General features: G+C 63.6%; 17 protein-coding genes. 10 read left to right on the top strand and 7 right to left on the bottom strand.

Annotated elements, in window-relative coordinates; genetic code table 11:
* The first annotated feature begins 111 nt into the window (after positions 1 to 111).
* The 5 genes from FJ414_RS20865 (at position 112) to hflX (ending at position 6570) form a co-directional block, all read left to right on the top strand.
* Positions 112 to 2403, top strand: coding sequence for a PAS domain-containing sensor histidine kinase (locus tag FJ414_RS20865; RefSeq protein ID WP_140646228.1), 2292 nt, complete (start codon positions 112 to 114; stop codon positions 2401 to 2403).
* Complete coding sequence (locus tag FJ414_RS20860; protein ID WP_140646227.1) at positions 2393 to 3754, top strand: sigma-54 dependent transcriptional regulator; 1362 nt, start codon at positions 2393 to 2395, stop codon at positions 3752 to 3754. The genes FJ414_RS20865 and FJ414_RS20860 overlap by 11 nt, the downstream gene beginning before the upstream one ends.
* Before the next feature lie 177 nt (positions 3755 to 3931).
* Complete coding sequence (locus FJ414_RS20855) at positions 3932 to 4795, top strand: D-amino-acid transaminase (protein ID WP_140646226.1); 864 nt, start codon at positions 3932 to 3934, stop codon at positions 4793 to 4795.
* Positions 4796 to 4938: 143 nt separating this feature from the next.
* Complete coding sequence (gene hfq / locus FJ414_RS20850) at positions 4939 to 5184, top strand: RNA chaperone Hfq (protein ID WP_006202172.1); 246 nt, start codon at positions 4939 to 4941, stop codon at positions 5182 to 5184.
* Positions 5185 to 6570 carry a GTPase HflX gene (gene hflX / locus FJ414_RS20845; RefSeq protein ID WP_140646225.1) on the top strand — a complete coding sequence of 462 codons (1386 nt, stop codon included), beginning with the start codon at positions 5185 to 5187 and terminating at the stop codon, positions 6568 to 6570. It begins immediately after the preceding gene.
* Here hflX and mazG read toward each other — a convergent pair.
* The gene (mazG, locus tag FJ414_RS20840) at positions 6567 to 7403 is read right to left on the bottom strand and encodes a nucleoside triphosphate pyrophosphohydrolase (protein ID WP_140646224.1); all 837 of its coding nucleotides are present in this window, start codon (positions 7401 to 7403) and stop codon (positions 6567 to 6569) included. The genes hflX and mazG overlap by 4 nt on opposite strands.
* Positions 7404 to 7473: 70 nt before the next feature.
* Positions 7474 to 8658 (bottom strand): amino acid aminotransferase, encoded by a 1185-nt coding sequence (locus FJ414_RS20835; RefSeq protein ID WP_140646223.1) that lies wholly within the window; start codon positions 8656 to 8658, stop codon positions 7474 to 7476.
* A gap of 146 nt (positions 8659 to 8804) precedes the next feature.
* Here FJ414_RS20835 and FJ414_RS20830 point away from each other — a divergent pair, with 146 nt between their 5' ends.
* From FJ414_RS20830 to FJ414_RS20810, 5 genes are all read left to right on the top strand, one after another.
* Entirely contained in the window at positions 8805 to 9326 is a 522-nt protein-coding gene (locus FJ414_RS20830) for a sigma-70 family RNA polymerase sigma factor (protein WP_246672454.1), read from the top strand.
* Positions 9323 to 10096 (top strand): anti-sigma factor, encoded by a 774-nt coding sequence (locus tag FJ414_RS20825; protein WP_140646221.1) that lies wholly within the window; start codon positions 9323 to 9325, stop codon positions 10094 to 10096. The genes FJ414_RS20830 and FJ414_RS20825 overlap by 4 nt, the downstream gene beginning before the upstream one ends.
* A gap of 35 nt (positions 10097 to 10131) precedes the next feature.
* Positions 10132 to 10848, top strand: a complete 717-nt coding sequence (locus FJ414_RS20820; protein WP_140646220.1) for a Bax inhibitor-1/YccA family protein — start codon at positions 10132 to 10134, stop codon at positions 10846 to 10848.
* Between the two features lie 178 nt (positions 10849 to 11026).
* Entirely contained in the window at positions 11027 to 11902 is an 876-nt protein-coding gene (locus tag FJ414_RS20815) for an aldose 1-epimerase family protein (RefSeq protein WP_140646219.1), read from the top strand.
* A 3-nt stretch (positions 11903 to 11905) separates the two neighbouring features.
* Positions 11906 to 12316 (top strand): hypothetical protein, encoded by a 411-nt coding sequence (locus FJ414_RS20810; RefSeq protein ID WP_140646218.1) that lies wholly within the window; start codon positions 11906 to 11908, stop codon positions 12314 to 12316.
* A gap of 16 nt (positions 12317 to 12332) precedes the next feature.
* On the opposite strand, the gene FJ414_RS20805 is transcribed toward FJ414_RS20810, so the two are convergent.
* The 5 genes from FJ414_RS20805 to metG form a co-directional block, all read right to left on the bottom strand.
* Positions 12333 to 12719, bottom strand: coding sequence for an arginase family protein (locus FJ414_RS20805; protein ID WP_281405802.1), 387 nt, complete (start codon positions 12717 to 12719; stop codon positions 12333 to 12335).
* A gap of 69 nt (positions 12720 to 12788) precedes the next feature.
* A complete protein-coding gene (locus tag FJ414_RS20800) occupies positions 12789 to 13631 on the bottom strand; it encodes an alpha/beta hydrolase (protein ID WP_140646217.1) in 843 nt (280 codons plus the stop codon).
* A gap of 528 nt (positions 13632 to 14159) precedes the next feature.
* Positions 14160 to 14981 carry an MBL fold metallo-hydrolase gene (locus FJ414_RS20795; RefSeq protein WP_140646216.1) on the bottom strand — a complete coding sequence of 274 codons (822 nt, stop codon included), beginning with the start codon at positions 14979 to 14981 and terminating at the stop codon, positions 14160 to 14162.
* 3 nt (positions 14982 to 14984) lie between these two features.
* A complete protein-coding gene (locus FJ414_RS20790; RefSeq protein ID WP_140646215.1) occupies positions 14985 to 15779 on the bottom strand; it encodes a TatD family hydrolase in 795 nt (264 codons plus the stop codon).
* Complete coding sequence (gene metG, locus FJ414_RS20785) at positions 15779 to 17326, bottom strand: methionine--tRNA ligase (protein WP_140646214.1); 1548 nt, start codon at positions 17324 to 17326, stop codon at positions 15779 to 15781. Before metG ends, FJ414_RS20790 begins: the two co-directional genes overlap by 1 nt.
* Between the last annotated feature and the right edge of the window lie 40 nt (positions 17327 to 17366).

Raw genomic sequence — 17366 nt, 5'->3', positions numbered from 1 at the left:
TCCCTTCGGTGAATTTTGTCTGGGAAAGATTATCTTCCCGGCCACACTTGTTGCATAATCGCCACAATGCGTTGCATACATCCGACGCGATGATCGACTCTGTACCGCGACATGGCAGCTGAGGCTCCGACCCTGAACCAACCGCTTTTCAACCAGACCGGCGCGCGCGACGGGCGACGGTTGCTGGCGTTGCCCGGCGTGGTCGCGATTGCCGGCGCGATGGTCACGGCGGCGATCTCGTTCGCGATCCTCGTCGGCGCAACACCGATCGCGCCGACGGCCCACGCGACTTGGGCCTTGATCGCGGCCAATGCCGTTTTTGTCCTGTTCCTCATCGCCTTGATCGCCCGCGAGGTGCGCCGCATCGTCCTGGCGCGGCGCCACGGCAGGGCCGCCTCGCGGCTGCATGTGCGCATCGTCGCCATGTTCGCGCTGGTTGCCGCCATTCCGGCCATCATGGTGGCGATCATCGCCTCGATCACGCTCGACATCGGCCTCGACCGCTGGTTCGAAATCCGCACCAAGACGATCGTCAACTCGTCGCTGTCGATTGCCGACGCCTATGTGCAGGAGAACGCGCGCAACCTGCAGGGCACGACATTGTCCATGGCATACGATCTCGACGCCTCGCGCACGCTCTACGGCCTCGACCGAGGCGGTTTCCTCGACCTGTTGAACAAGGAAGCCGTCGGGCGCGGACTGGCGCATGCGGCCCTGATCAAGCCGGATGGCTCGTTCGTCATGAACGCCAAGACCGACGCCGACTTTCCCATGCCAGAGCCGCCCTCGGGCGCTGTCGACACCGCGTCCGACGGCAAGCCGGTGCTGATCGAGCCGCGCACCCGCAACATCATGGGCGCCATCATCAAGCTGCGGGAGATCGAAGGGCTTTACCTGTATACGATCCGGCTCGTCGATCCCGACGTGATCAAGGCGCGCCAGATCGTCAGGTCCAACACCGACGAATACCGCAATCTCGAGGACAACCGCCGGACCTCGCAGGTCGCCTTCGCGCTGCCCTATCTGTCGCTCACGCTGATCATCACGCTCTCGGCTATCTGGACCGGCATCGCGGTCGCCGACCGGATCGTGCGGCCGATCCGCCAGCTGATCGGCGCCGCTGACGAGGTGGCGACCGGCAATCTCGACGCTGCCGTTCCGGTGCGCCAGTCCGATGGCGACGTCGCCTCGCTCGGCGAGACCTTCAACAACATGATCCTGGAGCTCAAATCGCAGCGCAACGAGCTGCTCTCGGCCAAGGATCTGATCGACGAGCGGCGGCGCTTCTCCGAGGCCGTGCTGGCCGGCGTCACCGCCGGCGTCATTGGCGTCGACCCTTACGGCATCATCACCATCGTCAATCGCTCGGCCGAAACCATGCTGGCGATTTCGGCAAATGCGACGCTCGGCCAGAACCTTTCGGCGGTCCTGCCGCTTGTCGGCCGCGTCTTCGAGATCGGGCGGCAGTCCGGCAAGCCGGTCTATCGCGAGCAGGTGACCTTCTTCCGCAGCGGTCTGGAGCGCACCTTCAATGTCCAGGTCACCGTAGAAGCCGCTGACGACGGCGAGGAAGAGAAATCCTATGTGGTCACGGTCGACGACATCACCGATCTCGTCCAGGCGCAGCGCTCGTCGGCCTGGGCCGACGTCGCGCGGCGCATCGCGCATGAGATCAAGAACCCGCTGACGCCGATCCAGCTTTCGGCCGAGCGCATCAAGCGCCGCTACGGCAAGGTCATCACCGAGGACCGGGAGGTCTTCGACCAGTGCACCGATACCATCATCCGCCAGGTCGAGGACATCGGCCGCATGGTCGACGAATTCTCGGCCTTTGCCCGCATGCCGAAGCCCGAGATGAAGGCTATCGACCTGCGTGAATCGCTGCGCGAGGCGTCTTTCCTGGTCGAGGTCAGCCGCTCCGACATCGCCTTCGAACGAGATTTCGGCAGCGAGCCGTTGAAAGGCACTTTCGACAGCCGCCTCATGGCGCAGGCCTTCGGCAACGTCATCAAGAACGCGGCCGAGGCGATCGACGGACTTGATGCGCAGGACCGTTCGGACGGCACAATCCGGATTCAGGCCGGGCGCCAAGATGGCGCCATACGAATCGACGTTATCGATAACGGCAAGGGGCTGCCGCGCGAGAATCGCCAAAGGCTTCTCGAGCCCTATATGACGACACGCGAGAAGGGCACCGGGCTTGGTCTCGCTATCGTCAAGAAGATCGTGGAAGACCATGGCGGCCGTCTCGAATTGCACGACGCGCCAGCGGATTTCCATGGCGGCCGGGGCGCGATGATCTCGATCATCCTGCCCCCGGCGATGATCGTAGCCGCGCCGCCACGCGGTGAAGGTCGAAGCGAACACGAAAGAGAAACTGAAAAGGTCGGTAATGGCGTCTGACATTCTTATCGTCGATGACGAGGAAGACATCCGCGAACTTGTCGCCGGTATCCTGAGCGACGAGGGTCATGAAACACGCACGGCGCATGATGCCGACAGCGCGCTCGCGGCGATCGCCGATCGCGCGCCGCGGCTGATTTTCCTCGACATCTGGCTACAGGGTTCGCGCCTCGACGGCCTGGCGTTGCTCGACGAGATCAAGACCATGCACCCGAACATGCCTGTGGTGATGATTTCCGGCCACGGCAACATCGAGACGGCGGTGTCAGCCATCCGGCGCGGCGCGTACGACTTCATCGAGAAGCCGTTCAAGGCCGATCGCCTCATCCTGGTCGCGGAGCGCGCGCTGGAGACGTCCAAGCTGCGGCGTGAGGTTTCCGACCTCAAGCAGCGCAGCGGCGAGACCTTCGACCTGATCGGCATGTCGTCGGCGATGAGCCAGCTGCGGCAGACCATCGAGCGCGTCGCGCCCACCAACAGCCGCGTCATGATCGTCGGTCCCTCAGGCTCCGGCAAGGAACTGACGGCGCGCGCCATCCACACGCTTTCGTCGCGCAAGACCGGTCCGTTCGTGACGCTGAGCGCGGCCACCATCACGCCCGAACGCATGGAGATCGAGCTGTTCGGTACAGAATCGAACGGCACCGAGCGCAAGGTCGGCGCGCTGGAAGAGGCGCATCGCGGCATCCTCTACATCGACGAAGTCGCCGATATGCCGCGCGAAACACAAAACAAGATCCTGCGCGTGCTGGTCGAGCAGCAATTCGAGCGGGTAGGCGGCACCAAGCGCGTCAAGGTCGATGTCCGCATCATCTCTTCGACCTCGCAGAATCTCGAAGCGATGATCGCCGACGGCCGCTTCCGCGAGGACCTTTACCATCGCCTGGCGGTGGTTCCGGTCATCGTGCCGGGGCTCGCCGAGCGGCGCGAGGACATTCCCTATCTCGTCGACAATTTCATGAAGCAGATCGCGCGCCAGGCCGGCATCAAGCCGCGCCGCATCGGCGACGATGCGCTGGCCGTGCTGCAGGCGCATAACTGGCCGGGCAATGTTCGCCAACTGCGCAACAATGTCGAGCGATTGATGATTCTGGCGCGCGGCGAAGAGGCCGATGCGCCGATCACCGCCGATCTTCTGCCCTCCGAGATCGGCGACGTGATGCCACGCACGCCCAACCAGTCGGACCAGCACATCATGGCGCTGCCGTTGCGCGAGGCCCGCGAGCAATTCGAGAAGGACTATCTGATCGCCCAGATCAACCGCTTCGGCGGCAACATCTCGAAGACGGCCGAGTTCATCGGCATGGAACGCTCGGCGCTCCACCGCAAGCTGAAGTCGCTGGGTGTGTAAAGCAATTCCAGGAAAGGTGCGCAGCGTTAGGCTCGGCGGTTTCGCCGTAGCTGTCCGTCCGGAATTGCGTAAGACTCCCCAGGGCCGGCTTGCCAGGGCCGACTTGGCCCACGCGATTGTTCATTACGGCAGGGGCGGAATCGCCTAAGAAAGCCTGATATTTCCCTGAGGATGCCCATGCCGCGCATTGCCTATGTCAACGGGCGTTACGTCGTCCATGCCCAAGCCAGCGTCCATATTGAGGACCGTGGCTACCAGTTCGCGGACGGCGTCTATGAGGTCTGCGAAGTGGCGCGCGGCCATATCGTCGACATGCCGCGCCATCTTGCCCGGCTCAAGCGCTCGCTGGAGGAACTGTCGATCGCCTGGCCGGTCTCGGAAGGCGTCCTGCCGATGCTGCTGCGCGAGGTGGTCAATCGCAACGGCGTTCTCAACGGCCTTGTCTATGTGCAGGTGACACGCGGCGTCGCCAGCCGTGAGTTCGTGTTTCCGCCGGCAGGCACGAGGCCTTCCCTGGTCATAACCGCCCGAAAGGCCGATCCGGCCGCGGCGGCGAAGCGGGTGGAAGCCGGCATCAAGGTCATCACGGTGCCTGAGAATCGCTGGGACCGCGTCGACATCAAGAGCACGGGCCTCTTGCCCAATGTGCTCGCCAAGCAGAAGGCCAAGGAAGCCGGCGCCCAGGAAGCCTGGTTCGTCGACACCGACGGCAACGTCAAGGAAGGCGGCTCGTCCAACGCCTGGATCGTCACCCGGGACGGCGTCCTGGTGACTCGGCCGGCCGAGCACGGCATCCTGCGCGGCATCACCCGCACGACGCTTTTCGACGTCGCCGCAAAGCTCGGCCTCAAGATCGAAGAACGTGGTTTTTCGGTCACCGAGGCCAAGGCGGCCAGGGAAGCGTTCATCAGTTCGGCGACGACAATCGCCATGCCGGTGGTCGAAATTGACGGCGCGCCGATCGCAAATGGACATCCTGGTTCCATGACACTTTCGTTGCGGCAGGCCTTTTTTGACGTTGCGGAAAAAAGTCCAGCCTGATAACCGCACAACTGGAATTAACCTCAACTATCTCATTCTGCTTGCCATTGTGTCGGCAAGAGGGGGTTTGCTCGCTTGACAGGTGCCGCGTAATTTGGCGCATTGGCCCGCAAACCGAAGGGGATCGGCGAAAGACAAGAAAAATGGCGGAACGATCGCAAAACCTTCAGGACCTGTTCCTGAATTCAGTTCGCAAGAGCAAAAATCCACTTACCATCTTCCTCATCAACGGCGTGAAGCTGACCGGTGTCGTCACTTCGTTCGACAATTTTTGTGTGTTGTTGCGGCGTGACGGGCACTCCCAGCTCGTCTACAAGCACGCCATTTCCACGATCATGCCGAGCCAGCCGGTTCAGATGTTCGATGGCGAGGAAAGCCAGGGCGCCTGATTGGCACGTGATAAGGACGCGGACCGCAGCGTTCGCGGGAAACAAGGACATCAACTCGGGCCGGAATCCAAGGATCCGACCCGGGCCGTTGTCATTGTGCCGGTGCTTACCCGCCAGCCGCGCGGCGACGATGAGTCGAGTCGCCCGCGTCTGAGCCGTTCGGCGGATGCACGCCACGACGAAGCGGTCGGCCTTGCCAGCGCCATCGATCTCAACCCGGTTCACACCGCGGTGGTGACGGTTGCCGATCCGCGGCCGGCCACGCTGCTCGGCAGCGGCAAGGTGGCCGAGTTCGCGGATATCGTGAAGGAACGCAAGGCGGAGCTGGTCATTGTCGACCATCCGCTGACCCCGGTGCAGCAGCGCAATCTCGAAAAGGAACTGAACGCCAAGGTGCTCGATCGCACCGGGCTCATCCTCGAGATATTCGGCGAGCGGGCGCGCACCAAGGAAGGCACGCTGCAGGTCGAGCTCGCCCATCTCAACTACCAGAAGGGCCGCCTGGTGCGGAGCTGGACCCACCTCGAGCGGCAGCGCGGCGGCGCCGGCTTCCTCGGCGGTCCCGGCGAAACCCAGATCGAATCCGACCGTCGCATCCTGCAGGACAAGATCACCAAGCTGAAGCACGAGCTGGAAACGGTGCGGCGCACACGCGACCTGCATCGCGCCAAGCGCAAGAAGGTGCCTTTCCCGGTGGTGGCGATCGTCGGCTACACCAATGCCGGCAAGTCGACGCTGTTCAACCGGTTGACCGGGGCAGGGGTGCTGGCCGAGGACATGCTGTTCGCAACGCTTGATCCGACGTTGCGGCGCGTGCGGTTGCCGCACGGCACGCCGGTCATCCTGTCCGACACGGTGGGCTTCATTTCCGACCTTCCGACGCATCTGGTGGCGGCCTTCCGGGCGACGTTGGAAGAAGTCGTCGAGGCGGATCTGGTGCTTCATCTGCGCGACATCTCCGATCCGGACACGGCGGCCCAGGCCGAGGACGTCGAACGCATCCTCGGCGATCTCGGCGTCGACGCCGCCGACGCGAACCGCGTGATCGAGGTCTGGAACAAGATCGACCTGCTCGACGAAGGCAATCGCGAGCGGCTGCTTGACGAAGGGGCAAGCGGCAAGTCTCCGCCGATAGCCATTTCAGCGGTGACCGGCGAAGGACTGGACACGCTGAAAGCGCTCATCGAAACGCGGGTGTCGGGCGAGCTGGAAACGATGACGGTGACGTTGAGCCCGGCTCAGCTCGGCCAGGTCGACTGGCTCTACCGCAACGGCGACGTCGTTTCGCGCGCCGACAATGAGGACGGCAGCGTCACCCTCTCGCTCACGGCCACGCATAGCGCCAGGCGGGAAATCGAGAGCCGCCTGCATCGCAAGGGCAGCTAATCGGCTGATTCCTTGCCGCTTTTGGCCTCCTGCCAGAGCGCTTCCATTTCGTCGAGCGTTGCCTTCTCCAGTGAACCGCCCGAAGCTTCCAAGGCTTGCTCGACATAGTGAAAGCGCGAGCGGAACTTGTCGTTGGTGCCGCTGAGCGCCGCTTCCGAATCGAGCTTGAGGTGGCGGCCGAGGTTGACGACGGCAAACAGCATGTCGCCGAACTCGTCCTTGATCGGAGCCGCGTCACCGGTGGCGAGCGCCTCGCGCAATTCGCCGATCTCTTCCTCTATTTTGTCGAGGATCGGGGCTGCCTCGCTCCAGTCGAAGCCGACGCGCGCTGCCTTCTCCTGCAGCTTCAGGGCGCGCGTCAGGGCAGGGAGCGCGACCGGCACGCTGTCGAGATAGCCTTTGCCGTGATCTTCCGGATCGAGCCCGCGCGCGAGCCGGGCGTCGCGCTTCTCGGCTTTTTCAACCGCCTTGATCTTCTCCCACATGCCCTTGGCCATGCCCGCGCTGCGCGCCTTCTCGTCGCCGAAGACGTGCGGATGGCGGCGGATCATCTTGGTGGTGATGGCCTCGACGACATCGCCGAAAGCGAACTCGCCGATCTCCTCGGCCATCTGCGCATGGTAGACGACCTGCAGCAGCAGATCGCCCAGCTCCTCGCGCAGATCGTCGAAATCGCCGCGTGCGATCGCGTCGGCCACTTCATAGGCCTCCTCGATCGTGTAGGGCGCGATGGTCGTAAAATTCTGCTCGATATCCCAGGGGCAGCCGGTCTTCGGCGCTCGCAGCGCCGCCATGATCTCGATCAGCCGGGAAATGTCCTTGGAGGGCTTCATGAATTGAGCCTATCCCGCGGTCAGCGTCCGACCAATCCTGGCCGGACACCGAAACGAGTTGTCCACAGCCTCAGTCAAGCACCGAAACGATCGCCTTGGCGAGATCGTCCATGCCGTCCTCCGGCAGGCCGGCCACGTTGATGCGGCTGTCGCCGACCATATAGACGGCGTGCTCGGCGCGCAGGCGTTCGACTTGCGCCTCGGTCAAGCCGAGCCGCGAAAACATGCCGCGATGGCTGGCGACGAAATCGAAGCGATCGGAGTTGGACTGACGCCTGAGGGCTTCGGCGAAGGCGACGCGCAGCGTGAGCATGCGCAGCCGCATCTCCTCGAGCTCCCTCTCCCAATCCTTTCTCAGGCTGGCGTCCTCCAGCACCATGCGCACGGCCGCGGCGCCATGGTCCGGCGGCATCGAATAGAGCGCGCGCGCCGCCGCCAGCATCTGGCTCATCGCCACGTCCGCCTGGGTGCCGTCCTTGGCCATGACCATCGCGGCGCCGACGCGGTCGCGATAGACGGCGAAATTCTTCGAACAGCTCGAGGCGACGACCATTTCCGGCACCTTGCCGGCCAAGAGCCGCAGACCGGCGGCGTCGGCGTCGAGGCCCTCGCCAAAGCCCTGATAGGCAATGTCGACGAAAGGCAGCAGACCGCGCTCCAGCAGCACGTCGGTGACCTTGGCCCACTGCGCGGCATCCAGATTGGCGCCGGTCGGGTTGTGGCAGCAGCCATGCAGCAGCACGACATCGCCACTGTTGGCCATCTTGAGCGTCGCCAGCATCTCGTCGAAGCGGACAGCGCCGGAAGCGGCATCGAAATAGGGATAGTCGCGGACTTGCAGACCGGCGGCGCGCATCACCGGCAGATGGTTCGGCCAGGTCGGGTCGGACAGCCACACGGTCGCGCCGGCGCGCGTGCGCTGCAGAAGCTCCGCCACCAGCCTGAGCGCGCCCGATCCGCCCGGCGCCTGTGCCGCGCGGATGCGCGAAGGGTCGGCCTTCTCGCCGAAGGCGAGCTTGATCATGGCGGCGTTGAAGCCGGTATCGCCGGCAAGGCCGAGATAGGTCTTGGTGTCCTGGCTGGCCAGCAGCCGCTTCTCGGCCTCGCGCACGGCGCGCATCACCGGCGTCCTGCCGTCGATGTCCTTGTAGACGCCGACACCGAGGTCGACTTTGCCGGGCCGCGGGTCGTTGCGATAGAGGCCGATCAGGGCAAGGATCTTGTCGGCGGGGGCGGGCTGCAGGGTCTCGAACATCGAAAAGGACTCCAATGGCGGCGGATTGATACGCAAATCGACCCCGCCGCGCCAGCGGTTTCCTCAGACACGGGCGGCACGAAAAGAAATGCCGGGCAGGGGATTAAAATCCCTACATGCTCCGTAAACAGGGCATGAAACGGTCGATGGCACGCTTCGACATCGTCGGGCAGTTGGGGTCGCTGCGGCGCTACGCGCGCTCGCTGACGCGCGACAGCGCCGACGCCGAGGATCTCGTCCATGACGCGCTGGTGCGCGCCTATGAGCGACGCGCGACCTTTCGCTCGGGCGGCAATTTGCGTGCCTGGCTTCTGGCGATCGTGCACAACATCTTCATCGACCGCATGCGCTCGCGCCGCTCCGAGGCGGCGCGCATCGAACAGGCCGGCCTTGTTGCGGACCAAAGCATGCCGGCAGCACAGGACCATTCGGTGCGCCTGTCGCAAGTGCGGGAAGCGTTTCTTTCGCTGCCGGAGGAGCAGCGCTCAGCGCTCCATCTCGTTGCTATCGAGGGGCTTTCCTATCAGCAGGCCGCCGAAGTCATCGGCGTGCCGCTCGGAACGCTGATGTCGCGCATCGGCCGCGCGCGTGCCGCGCTGCGCGAGATGGAAGAAGGCGCGACGCCGAAGACCAAGCCTCATCTCAGGATCGTGGGAGACGATCAATGACCGCCATTGTCGACCCCGTGACCGATGCCGATCTCGACGCCTATGTCGACGATCAACTGGATGTCGCCCGCCGCATCGAGGTCGAGGCGTTCCTCGCCGCGCGCCCGGAAGCGGCGGCGCGCGTGATGTCCGATTTGAGGACGCGCGATGAACTGCGAGTTGCGCTTGCAGGCCCAGTCGGCATGGCGCGTCCGGCCACGACAGAGGCGGCGCGGCGGCTGGAAAGGGCACTTGCCAGGGGACGTATCCTTGCCGTGCTGCAGCGGGCCGCGGCCGCGGCCGTGCTGGTCGCAGCGGGCTGGCTGGCCAACGGCATTTTCGGGCCGATCGCGGTGACCAAGGTGGTCGCCTCGACGCAGCCGCCGGCCTATGTCGAGGATGCGGTCAGGGCGCACCGCACGACTTTGGTGCGCGAGACGATGCCGTCGCAGCAGGAGGCGCCGGGCTACGATGCCGACGAAATCCGCGCCGCCACGGCGATCGTCATGCCGTCGCTGCCCGACGACTGGAAAATCCGCGATGTCCAGGTCTACCCCTCGCAATTCGGGCCGAGCGTCGAGGTGGCGGTGGAGACCAAGGATCTCGGTCTCGTCTCGCTGTTCGCCATCAGGCCCGGCACGTTCGACGTCGTGAAGCCCACGGTCGCGCCCTCCAATGACATTTCGACTGCGTATTTCCAGATCGGCGAGGTCGCCTATGCCGTGGTCGGACGCAGCGACGCCGGCAATCTCGACCATGCCGCCGAGAAACTCGCCAGAACGCTCTACTGAAAACAGACCCTCTACTGAGAACCAAGGAGAACCAAATGAACAGCCCCAATCTGGGATACCGAACGGGCGCCGGCGTCCAGGCCGGAGCCGTCTATGACGAAGGCCTGCGCAAGCACATGCTGCGCGTCTACAACTATATGGGCCTCGGCCTCGTCGTCACCGGCCTCGTCGCCTTCTTCGTGGCCTCGACGCCCGCGCTCTACGTGCCGATCTTCTCCAGCCCGCTGAAATGGGTGGTGATGCTGGCGCCGCTCGCCTTCGTCATGCTCTTCTCGTTCAGGATGCAGACCATGTCAGCCGCGAGCGCGCAGGCGATGTTCTGGGCCTTCTGCGCCGTCATGGGCCTTTCGCTTGCCTCGGTGTTCCTGGTCTTCACCTCGACCAGCATCGCACGCACCTTCTTCATCGCCGCCACGATGTTCGGCGCCACCAGCCTCTACGGCTACACGACCAGGCGCGACCTGACGCAGTTCTCGTCCTTCCTGATCATGGGTCTGATCGGCGTTGTCATCGCCAGCCTGGTCAACCTGTTCCTCGGTTCGACCGCGCTGCAGTTCGCCATCTCGGTGATCGGCATTGCCGTCTTCGTCGGCCTGACCGCCTGGGACACGCAGACGATCAAGGAGCAGTACGCCGAGAATTTCGACGCGGAATCGCAGCAGAAGCTCGCCGTCTTCGGCGCCTTCTCGCTCTATCTGAACTTCATCAACATCTTCCAGCTGCTCTTGAATTTCACCGGCGAGCGCGAATAGGCCGGACCGTAGCAGGCAACGCTGCTGATCTCGGAATGGCCGGAGGGAAACCTCCGGCCATTTTTGTCGATTGCGCACCAAGGCGTCCAGGACCAAGGTGCGATCTGCCTGCCGCGCTTGAGTTCACGCGCGGCCTTTTGCTAGCCTGCCGGCCAGACCAGCCAGCCGCGAGGACGCAATGGAACAACTGACGCTTCACGCTGACGGCATTTCGGCGACCGTCGTCGGGCAGGGGGCCGAACTGGTCTCGCTGCGCGATGGCGACGGCACCGAGCTTCTGTGGCAGGCAGGCCCCGTCTGGCGCCGTCATTCGCCGGTCCTGTTCCCGATCGTCGGCCGGCTCAAGGGCGACCAACTGCGGCATCGCGGCCAAACCTATCCCATGACGCAGCACGGCTTTGCCCGCGACCGGCGCTTTGCCTGGGCGGAGCAGGGGCCGACCGCCTGCACATTGGTGCTGACGGATGATGCCGAGACGCGAACGCACTATCCCTTCGCCTTTCGCCTCGCCATCGGCTACGAGCTGAAACCCCGGCTGCTCGGCGTGACCTTCGAGATCGCCAACACGGGCGACGAGCCGCTGCCCGCCTCGGTCGGCGCGCATCCGGCGTTCAACTGGCCGCTGCTGCCGGAACTGCCCAAGGAGGCCTACCGGCTGACCTTCGCCGACGATGAGCCGGCGCCGGTCCGCCGCCTGAAGGACGGCCTGCTACTGACGGACCCGCAACCGACACCCATCGAGGGAAAGACGTTGCCGCTTTCCGAAAAACTGTTCGACGATGACGCCGTCATCCTCGACAGGCCGGCCAGCACCAGCGTGCGCTATGCCGCCGGGCGCGGGCCGGCGATAGAGATGTCGTGGCAGGGTTTCAACGAGCTGGGCATCTGGTCCAAGCCCGGCGGCGCGCCCTTCCTGTGCATCGAGCCCTGGCGCGGCATCGCCAGTCCCGTCGATTACGACGGCGAGTTCGCCGACAAGCCGGGCGTCATGCTGATCGAGCCGGCCGGCCGGCGCGTGCTGAGTTACCGGATAGGCCTCAGCCGGGAACCGTAGGGCATGGCATACGCCATCAAGACCGAAATCGAGGACCCGGCGGCGGAGGCGTTCGTGTTCGCCGCCCAGAAAACCATGTATGGCGGCAAGCGCATCGCCGAGGGCGACGTCATCTTCCTGTTCGCAAGCGAGAACGAAGGCGGGCAGGGGCTTGTCGCACGCGGCGTCGTGACCTCCTCGGCGGCTATCCCAAGACGCTCCGATCTCGTACGGCAGACGCCGCGCGTCAGCATTGCCGTCCGCCGCACCGCCTTGGCGACGAGACGTTTGGGTCGCAATGAGCTCAAGCGCTTCAAGGATTGGAAGGACGGCCGGCCCGAGACCGAGCTCAATTTCAAATTCTATCGCCAGGCGACCAACAAGATCGTCGGTGTTTCAGACGAGGCATCGGCATTTCTGAACAGCTTTTTCTAGACCAACCGATCGGATCTCAGCCGGTCTGCCGGACAATGGCGCCGATCACGTTGACAAGAAGACGGGCGGCCGTGAGCGCCGACACGCCGTCAATATCGGCGGGAGGATAAAGCTCGACAAGGTCGAATCCAGCAATCCTCGCCCGCTTGCCGAGGCCTGCGATCAGATCGATCGCTTGCGTGTAGGTGAGGCCGCCGGGCGTGCGCGCGGCCACTCCCGGCATGATCGATGGATCGAGGCTGTCGGAGTCGAAAGTGACGACGACACGCGCGCCTTCCGGAATGTGCCGCAAAGCGGCTTCGACGCCCTGGGCGTGAACCTCGCGGGCCGTGACGAAGCGGCTGCCGTAGCGCCAGGCAAGCGAGACGGTACCGAGTAAAAATGGCCGACAGGCAGTGGCCAGAACATTGATGCCGGACAATGTAGCCCGGGCGTCGGCCGCGTTCGGGCCGGCCAGACCTCAAGGACTGTTCTATTGCCGTTCCAGGAAGTCGACCATCAACGACGCAGCTTGGTTGGCATGCGTTTCCAGCAGGAAATGAGGCCCGTCGAGAATGTGTGCTTCCATCCTCGGCAGGGCCTGCATCCATGATAGCGTCTCTGCCAGGTCAAAGAACGTGTCATGCCGACCCCACAGCATCAGGGCGCGAGGCTGCCGGCGCTGCAGATAGTCCGCAATCGCGTCGAAACCAGCGACGTAGTTGCCATAGTCCGCAATAAGCGCGCGCTGCGTCTCGATGCCTCCGGGGCGCTGCATCACGCGCCAGTCTTCCTCCCAGTTCTCCTGCGGAATTTGTGCGGCCACATCGTCGGGAACACCTGCCACATACTGATCGCGCGTGCCCTCGAAGGTCAGATGCGCGGTGGCTTTCGCTTCATTGTCGCGGTTCGGATTGGCCCAAAAGTCCTGCGTCGCCTTCCATGATGGCCCCATTCCGCTCCGATGCGCGTTGGCGTTCTGGACGATCAAGCCCAACACCGCATCGGGAGCCTGCATGGCTATCCGCAGGCCGACCGGCGCGCCAAAGTCATGCAGGTAGATGTAGCGCGAGCCGACCGAGAGGTGGCCGAGCAACTCCGAGATCGCATCGGCAAAACCATCAAAAGACGGCTCGGGCAGAGCATCGGACATGCCGAACCCAGGCATGTCGGGAGCAACCACATAAGCCACCTTCGACAATGCGGGAATAACGTGGCGAAAGGTCCTGGAGGAACTCGGAAAACCGTGAAGAAGCAGAAGAGCCGGTTTGGAGGGCTCTCCAGCCGTGAGGAAAGACAATTCCGTGCCGCTCGCCAACTCAAGCCGTGAACGCATGCAAAGGTCCTCAAACCGCTCACCAGGCCAACGCGAGGTTCGGCGGTTGAGTTCCGAATAGAGATGTTGCCGAAACGATGGCCGACTTGTGCTTCCTACCCGTCAGGAATACGAGATGTTGCAACCAAGTTCGGACACGGCAGCATGGGGCTGGTGCAGGGCGGACGGATCGCCTTGAGCCGGTGTGCTCGCTATAGTGGGCATCGTGAGAAATCTCCGGGTCCCCAATGAAGCAGCGGATCATCGTCGTGTTTGAAATGGAAGGTGACGGCGTGCGAATGCGCAACAACTCCGTGCGGCTGGCGAGCAGCGCTGTGTGACATCGCGCTCTCGGCATCTCCGTTGCCATATCAGAAAGTCGCATAACATGTATTATGGAACTAACGGGTCGGGCGCATACCCAGGAATTGCTGCGGCTTTCGCTGCTGGCGACGAACTCCGCGGATTACTCCCCGTAACGCTTCGCGACTTCGATATCTCTACCGAACGTTCGACAGACGAACTGCAACACAAACTGAGCAGCTGACGCTATCGTTCTGACTCGTAAGGGATTTCGAGCACCATGCCGTCATAGGCCGGCACCACGTGATCCGGCGTTTCGGCCATCACGGCGGCGTAGTCGAGCGGCACATGCATATGCGTCAGCACGGCATTCCTCGGCGCCAGCTTTTCGATCCACTCCAGCGCCTGGCCGAGCGACAGATGGCTGGGATGGGTGTTGTACTGCAGCGCGTCGATCACCAGCATGTCGAGGCCGCGCAAACGCTCGATGGTGGCGTCCGGGAAGCCGCTGATATCGGGGCAATAGGCAAGCCCGCCGATGCGGAAGCCGAGCGAGATGATATCGCCATGAAACTGCGGCAGCGGCTCTAAGGTGAGGGCGCCGCCCTCGCCTTCGATCACCACCGGCTTCGCGTGGTCGATGATGTGAGCCTCAACGATCGGCGGATAAGAGCTGCCGGGTGGCGTCTCGAAGCAATAGCCGAACGCCTGGCGCAGCCGCAGCATGGTCGGCTCGTCGGCATGGACATCGATGCGATGGCGTTGCTCGAGCACGTAGCCGCGCAGATCGTCGATGCCGTGGATATGGTCGGCATGCGGATGCGTGTAGACGACCGCGTCGATGCGCTGGACGGAGGCCAGCAGCATCTGCTCGCGGAAATCCGGCCCGGTGTCGATGACGACCGTGGTACGCGCGCCGTCGGCGGCAATACGCTCGACCAGCGCGGCCGTGCGCATGCGTCGGTTCTTCGGATTCTTGGGGTCGCAATTGCCCCAATCGCCGGTGATGCGCGGCGTGCCGGGCGATGAGCCGCAACCAAGAACGGTAAAGCGCAGCCGGTCGCCCATGCCTCAGCCTGTCGCCCTGTCGGGACGCGGCATCTTGGTGAACAACCGGAAGAAGTTTCCGGTGGTGATATCGGCGATCTCGGCGTCGCTTACGCCGATGGTCTCGGCAAGCACCTTTGCCGTGTTCGCCACATAGGCCGGTTCGTTGCGTTTTCCGCGATGCGGGACCGGCGCAAGGTAGGGTGCGTCTGTTTCGACCAGCAGCCGGTCGCGCGGGACGTCGGCGGCGATGGCGCGCAATTCGGTGGAATTCTTGAAGGTCAGGATGCCGGAAAAGGAGACATAGCCGCCCAGCGCCACGCCGACTTCGGCCAGCCTGCGTCCGGACGAAAAACAGTGCAGAATGAAGGGGAAAGCGCCCTTCCCTGTTTCGTCCTCGAGGATCGCCGCCATGTCGTCGTCGGCATCGCGCGAATGGATGACCAGCGGCAGGCCGGTCCGGCGCGCGGCCGCGATATGGGTGCGAAAGCCTTGCGCCTGCGCATCGCGCGGCGCCTTGTCATAATAGTAATCGAGCCCGGCTTCGCCGATCGCCACCACTTTGGGATGGTCGGAAAGCCGCACCAGCTCGTCGGCGGTGACGTCCAGCTCTTCCGCGGCATTGTGCGGATGAGTGCCGACCGAGCAATAGACCTCATTGAAAGTTTCAGCGATTTCAAGGATTTGCTGAAAGCGCCTCACGCGCGTCGAGATCGTCACCATGCGACCGATGCCGGCGGCGAGGGAGCGGGCGACGATAGCCGCCCGCTCCTCGGCGAAGTCCGGAAAGTCGAGATGGCAATGGCTGTCGACCAGCATCAGTTGTTGCCGTCCTGCTCGATATAGCGCGGAAACACGCCCTCCGGCGCCGGCAATGCCGCGCCGGGCACCAGCGCGTGGTCGGCGTGGACATGCTCGAAAGCGCGTTTGTCCGCGGGCACGGCCAACAGGTCGAGCAGTTTCGCGGCCGATCCGGGAACGAAGGGCTGGCAAAGCAGTGCCACACGCCGCACCAGTTCGGCCGTTGTCCACAAGACTGTTTCCATGCGCTCCGGGTCGGTCTTCTTGAGCGCCCAGGGCTCCTGCGAAGCGAAATAGCGATCGGCTTCGGCAACAACGCCGAAGATCGCCGCCAGCGCCAGGTGGATGCCCTGCTCCGCCATCGCCCTGCGAGAAACCGCCAACGCTTCGATCGCCTGGTCGAGGATCGCCGTGTCGGCCTCGGTAAGGTCGCCGCGCGCCGGCACCTTGCCACCACAGTTCTTGGCGATCATCGACAGCGACCGCTGCGCCAGATTGCCGAGGCCGTTGGCGAGATCGGCATTGGTGCGGTTGACGATCGCCTCATGGCTGTAACTGCCGTCCTGGCCGAACGGCACCTCGCGCAGGAAGAAGTAGCGCACGCGGTCGAGTCCGTAATGTTCGACCATGGCGAACGGGTCGACGACATTGCCAACCGACTTCGACATCTTCTCGCCGCGGTTGAACAGGAAACCGTGGGCAAAGACCCGTTTCGGCAGCTCGATCCCCGCCGACATCAGGAATGCCGGCCAGTAAACGGCATGGAAGCGCACGATATCCTTGCCGATGACATGCGTGGCCGGCCAAAAGCTCCATTTCTGGGACTTGGTATCGGGATAACCGGCGGCGGTGATGTAGTTGGTCAAAGCATCGACCCACACATACATAACATGCTTGTCGTCGCCGGGCACCGGAACGCCCCACTTGAAGGTGGTTCTTGAGATCGACAGATCCTTCAGGCCGGACTTGACGAAGCTCATCACCTCGTTGCGGCGCTCCGCCGGACCGACGAAATCCGGCTGGGTTTCATACAGCGCCAGCAACTTGTCCTGATAGGCGGACAGCCGGAAGAAATAGCTTTCCTCCTCGTTCCATTCGACTGGCGATCCAAGCGGTTCGCGGCGCACGCCATCCTCGCCGAGCGTGGTTTCGCTCTCGTCGAAATAGGCCTCCTGCCGCACCGAATACCAGCCGCTGTAGCGGTCCAGATAGATGTCGCCATTCGTGGCCATCGCCTTCCAGATCGCCTGGCAGGACGCGTAATGGCGTGGTTCGGTCGTGCGGATGAATTCGTCATTTGAGGCGCCGAGGGTCTCGGTCATCGAGCGGAAGATTGCTGAATTGCGGTCGGCAAGCTCTAAGGGCGTGATGCCTTCCCTCTCGGCCGTCTGCTGCATCTTGAGACCATGCTCGTCAGTGCCCGTGAGAAAGAACACGTCCTTGCCGTCCAGCCGCTGGAAGCGGGCCAGCGCGTCGCTGGCAATGACCGTATAGGCATGGCCGATATGCGGCTTGCCATTCGGATAAAAGATCGGGGTGGTCAGATAGAATTTTTCGCGTGCCATGGATGAAATCGCCATGAATGTCTGAATGGGAAGTGTGGCG

The organism is Mesorhizobium sp. B3-1-6, assembly GCF_006439555.1.
Taxonomy (GTDB): domain Bacteria; phylum Pseudomonadota; class Alphaproteobacteria; order Rhizobiales; family Rhizobiaceae; genus Mesorhizobium.
Note: the sequence above shows the minus strand (reverse complement) of the source record. Positions and strands in the feature narration are given on the sequence as shown.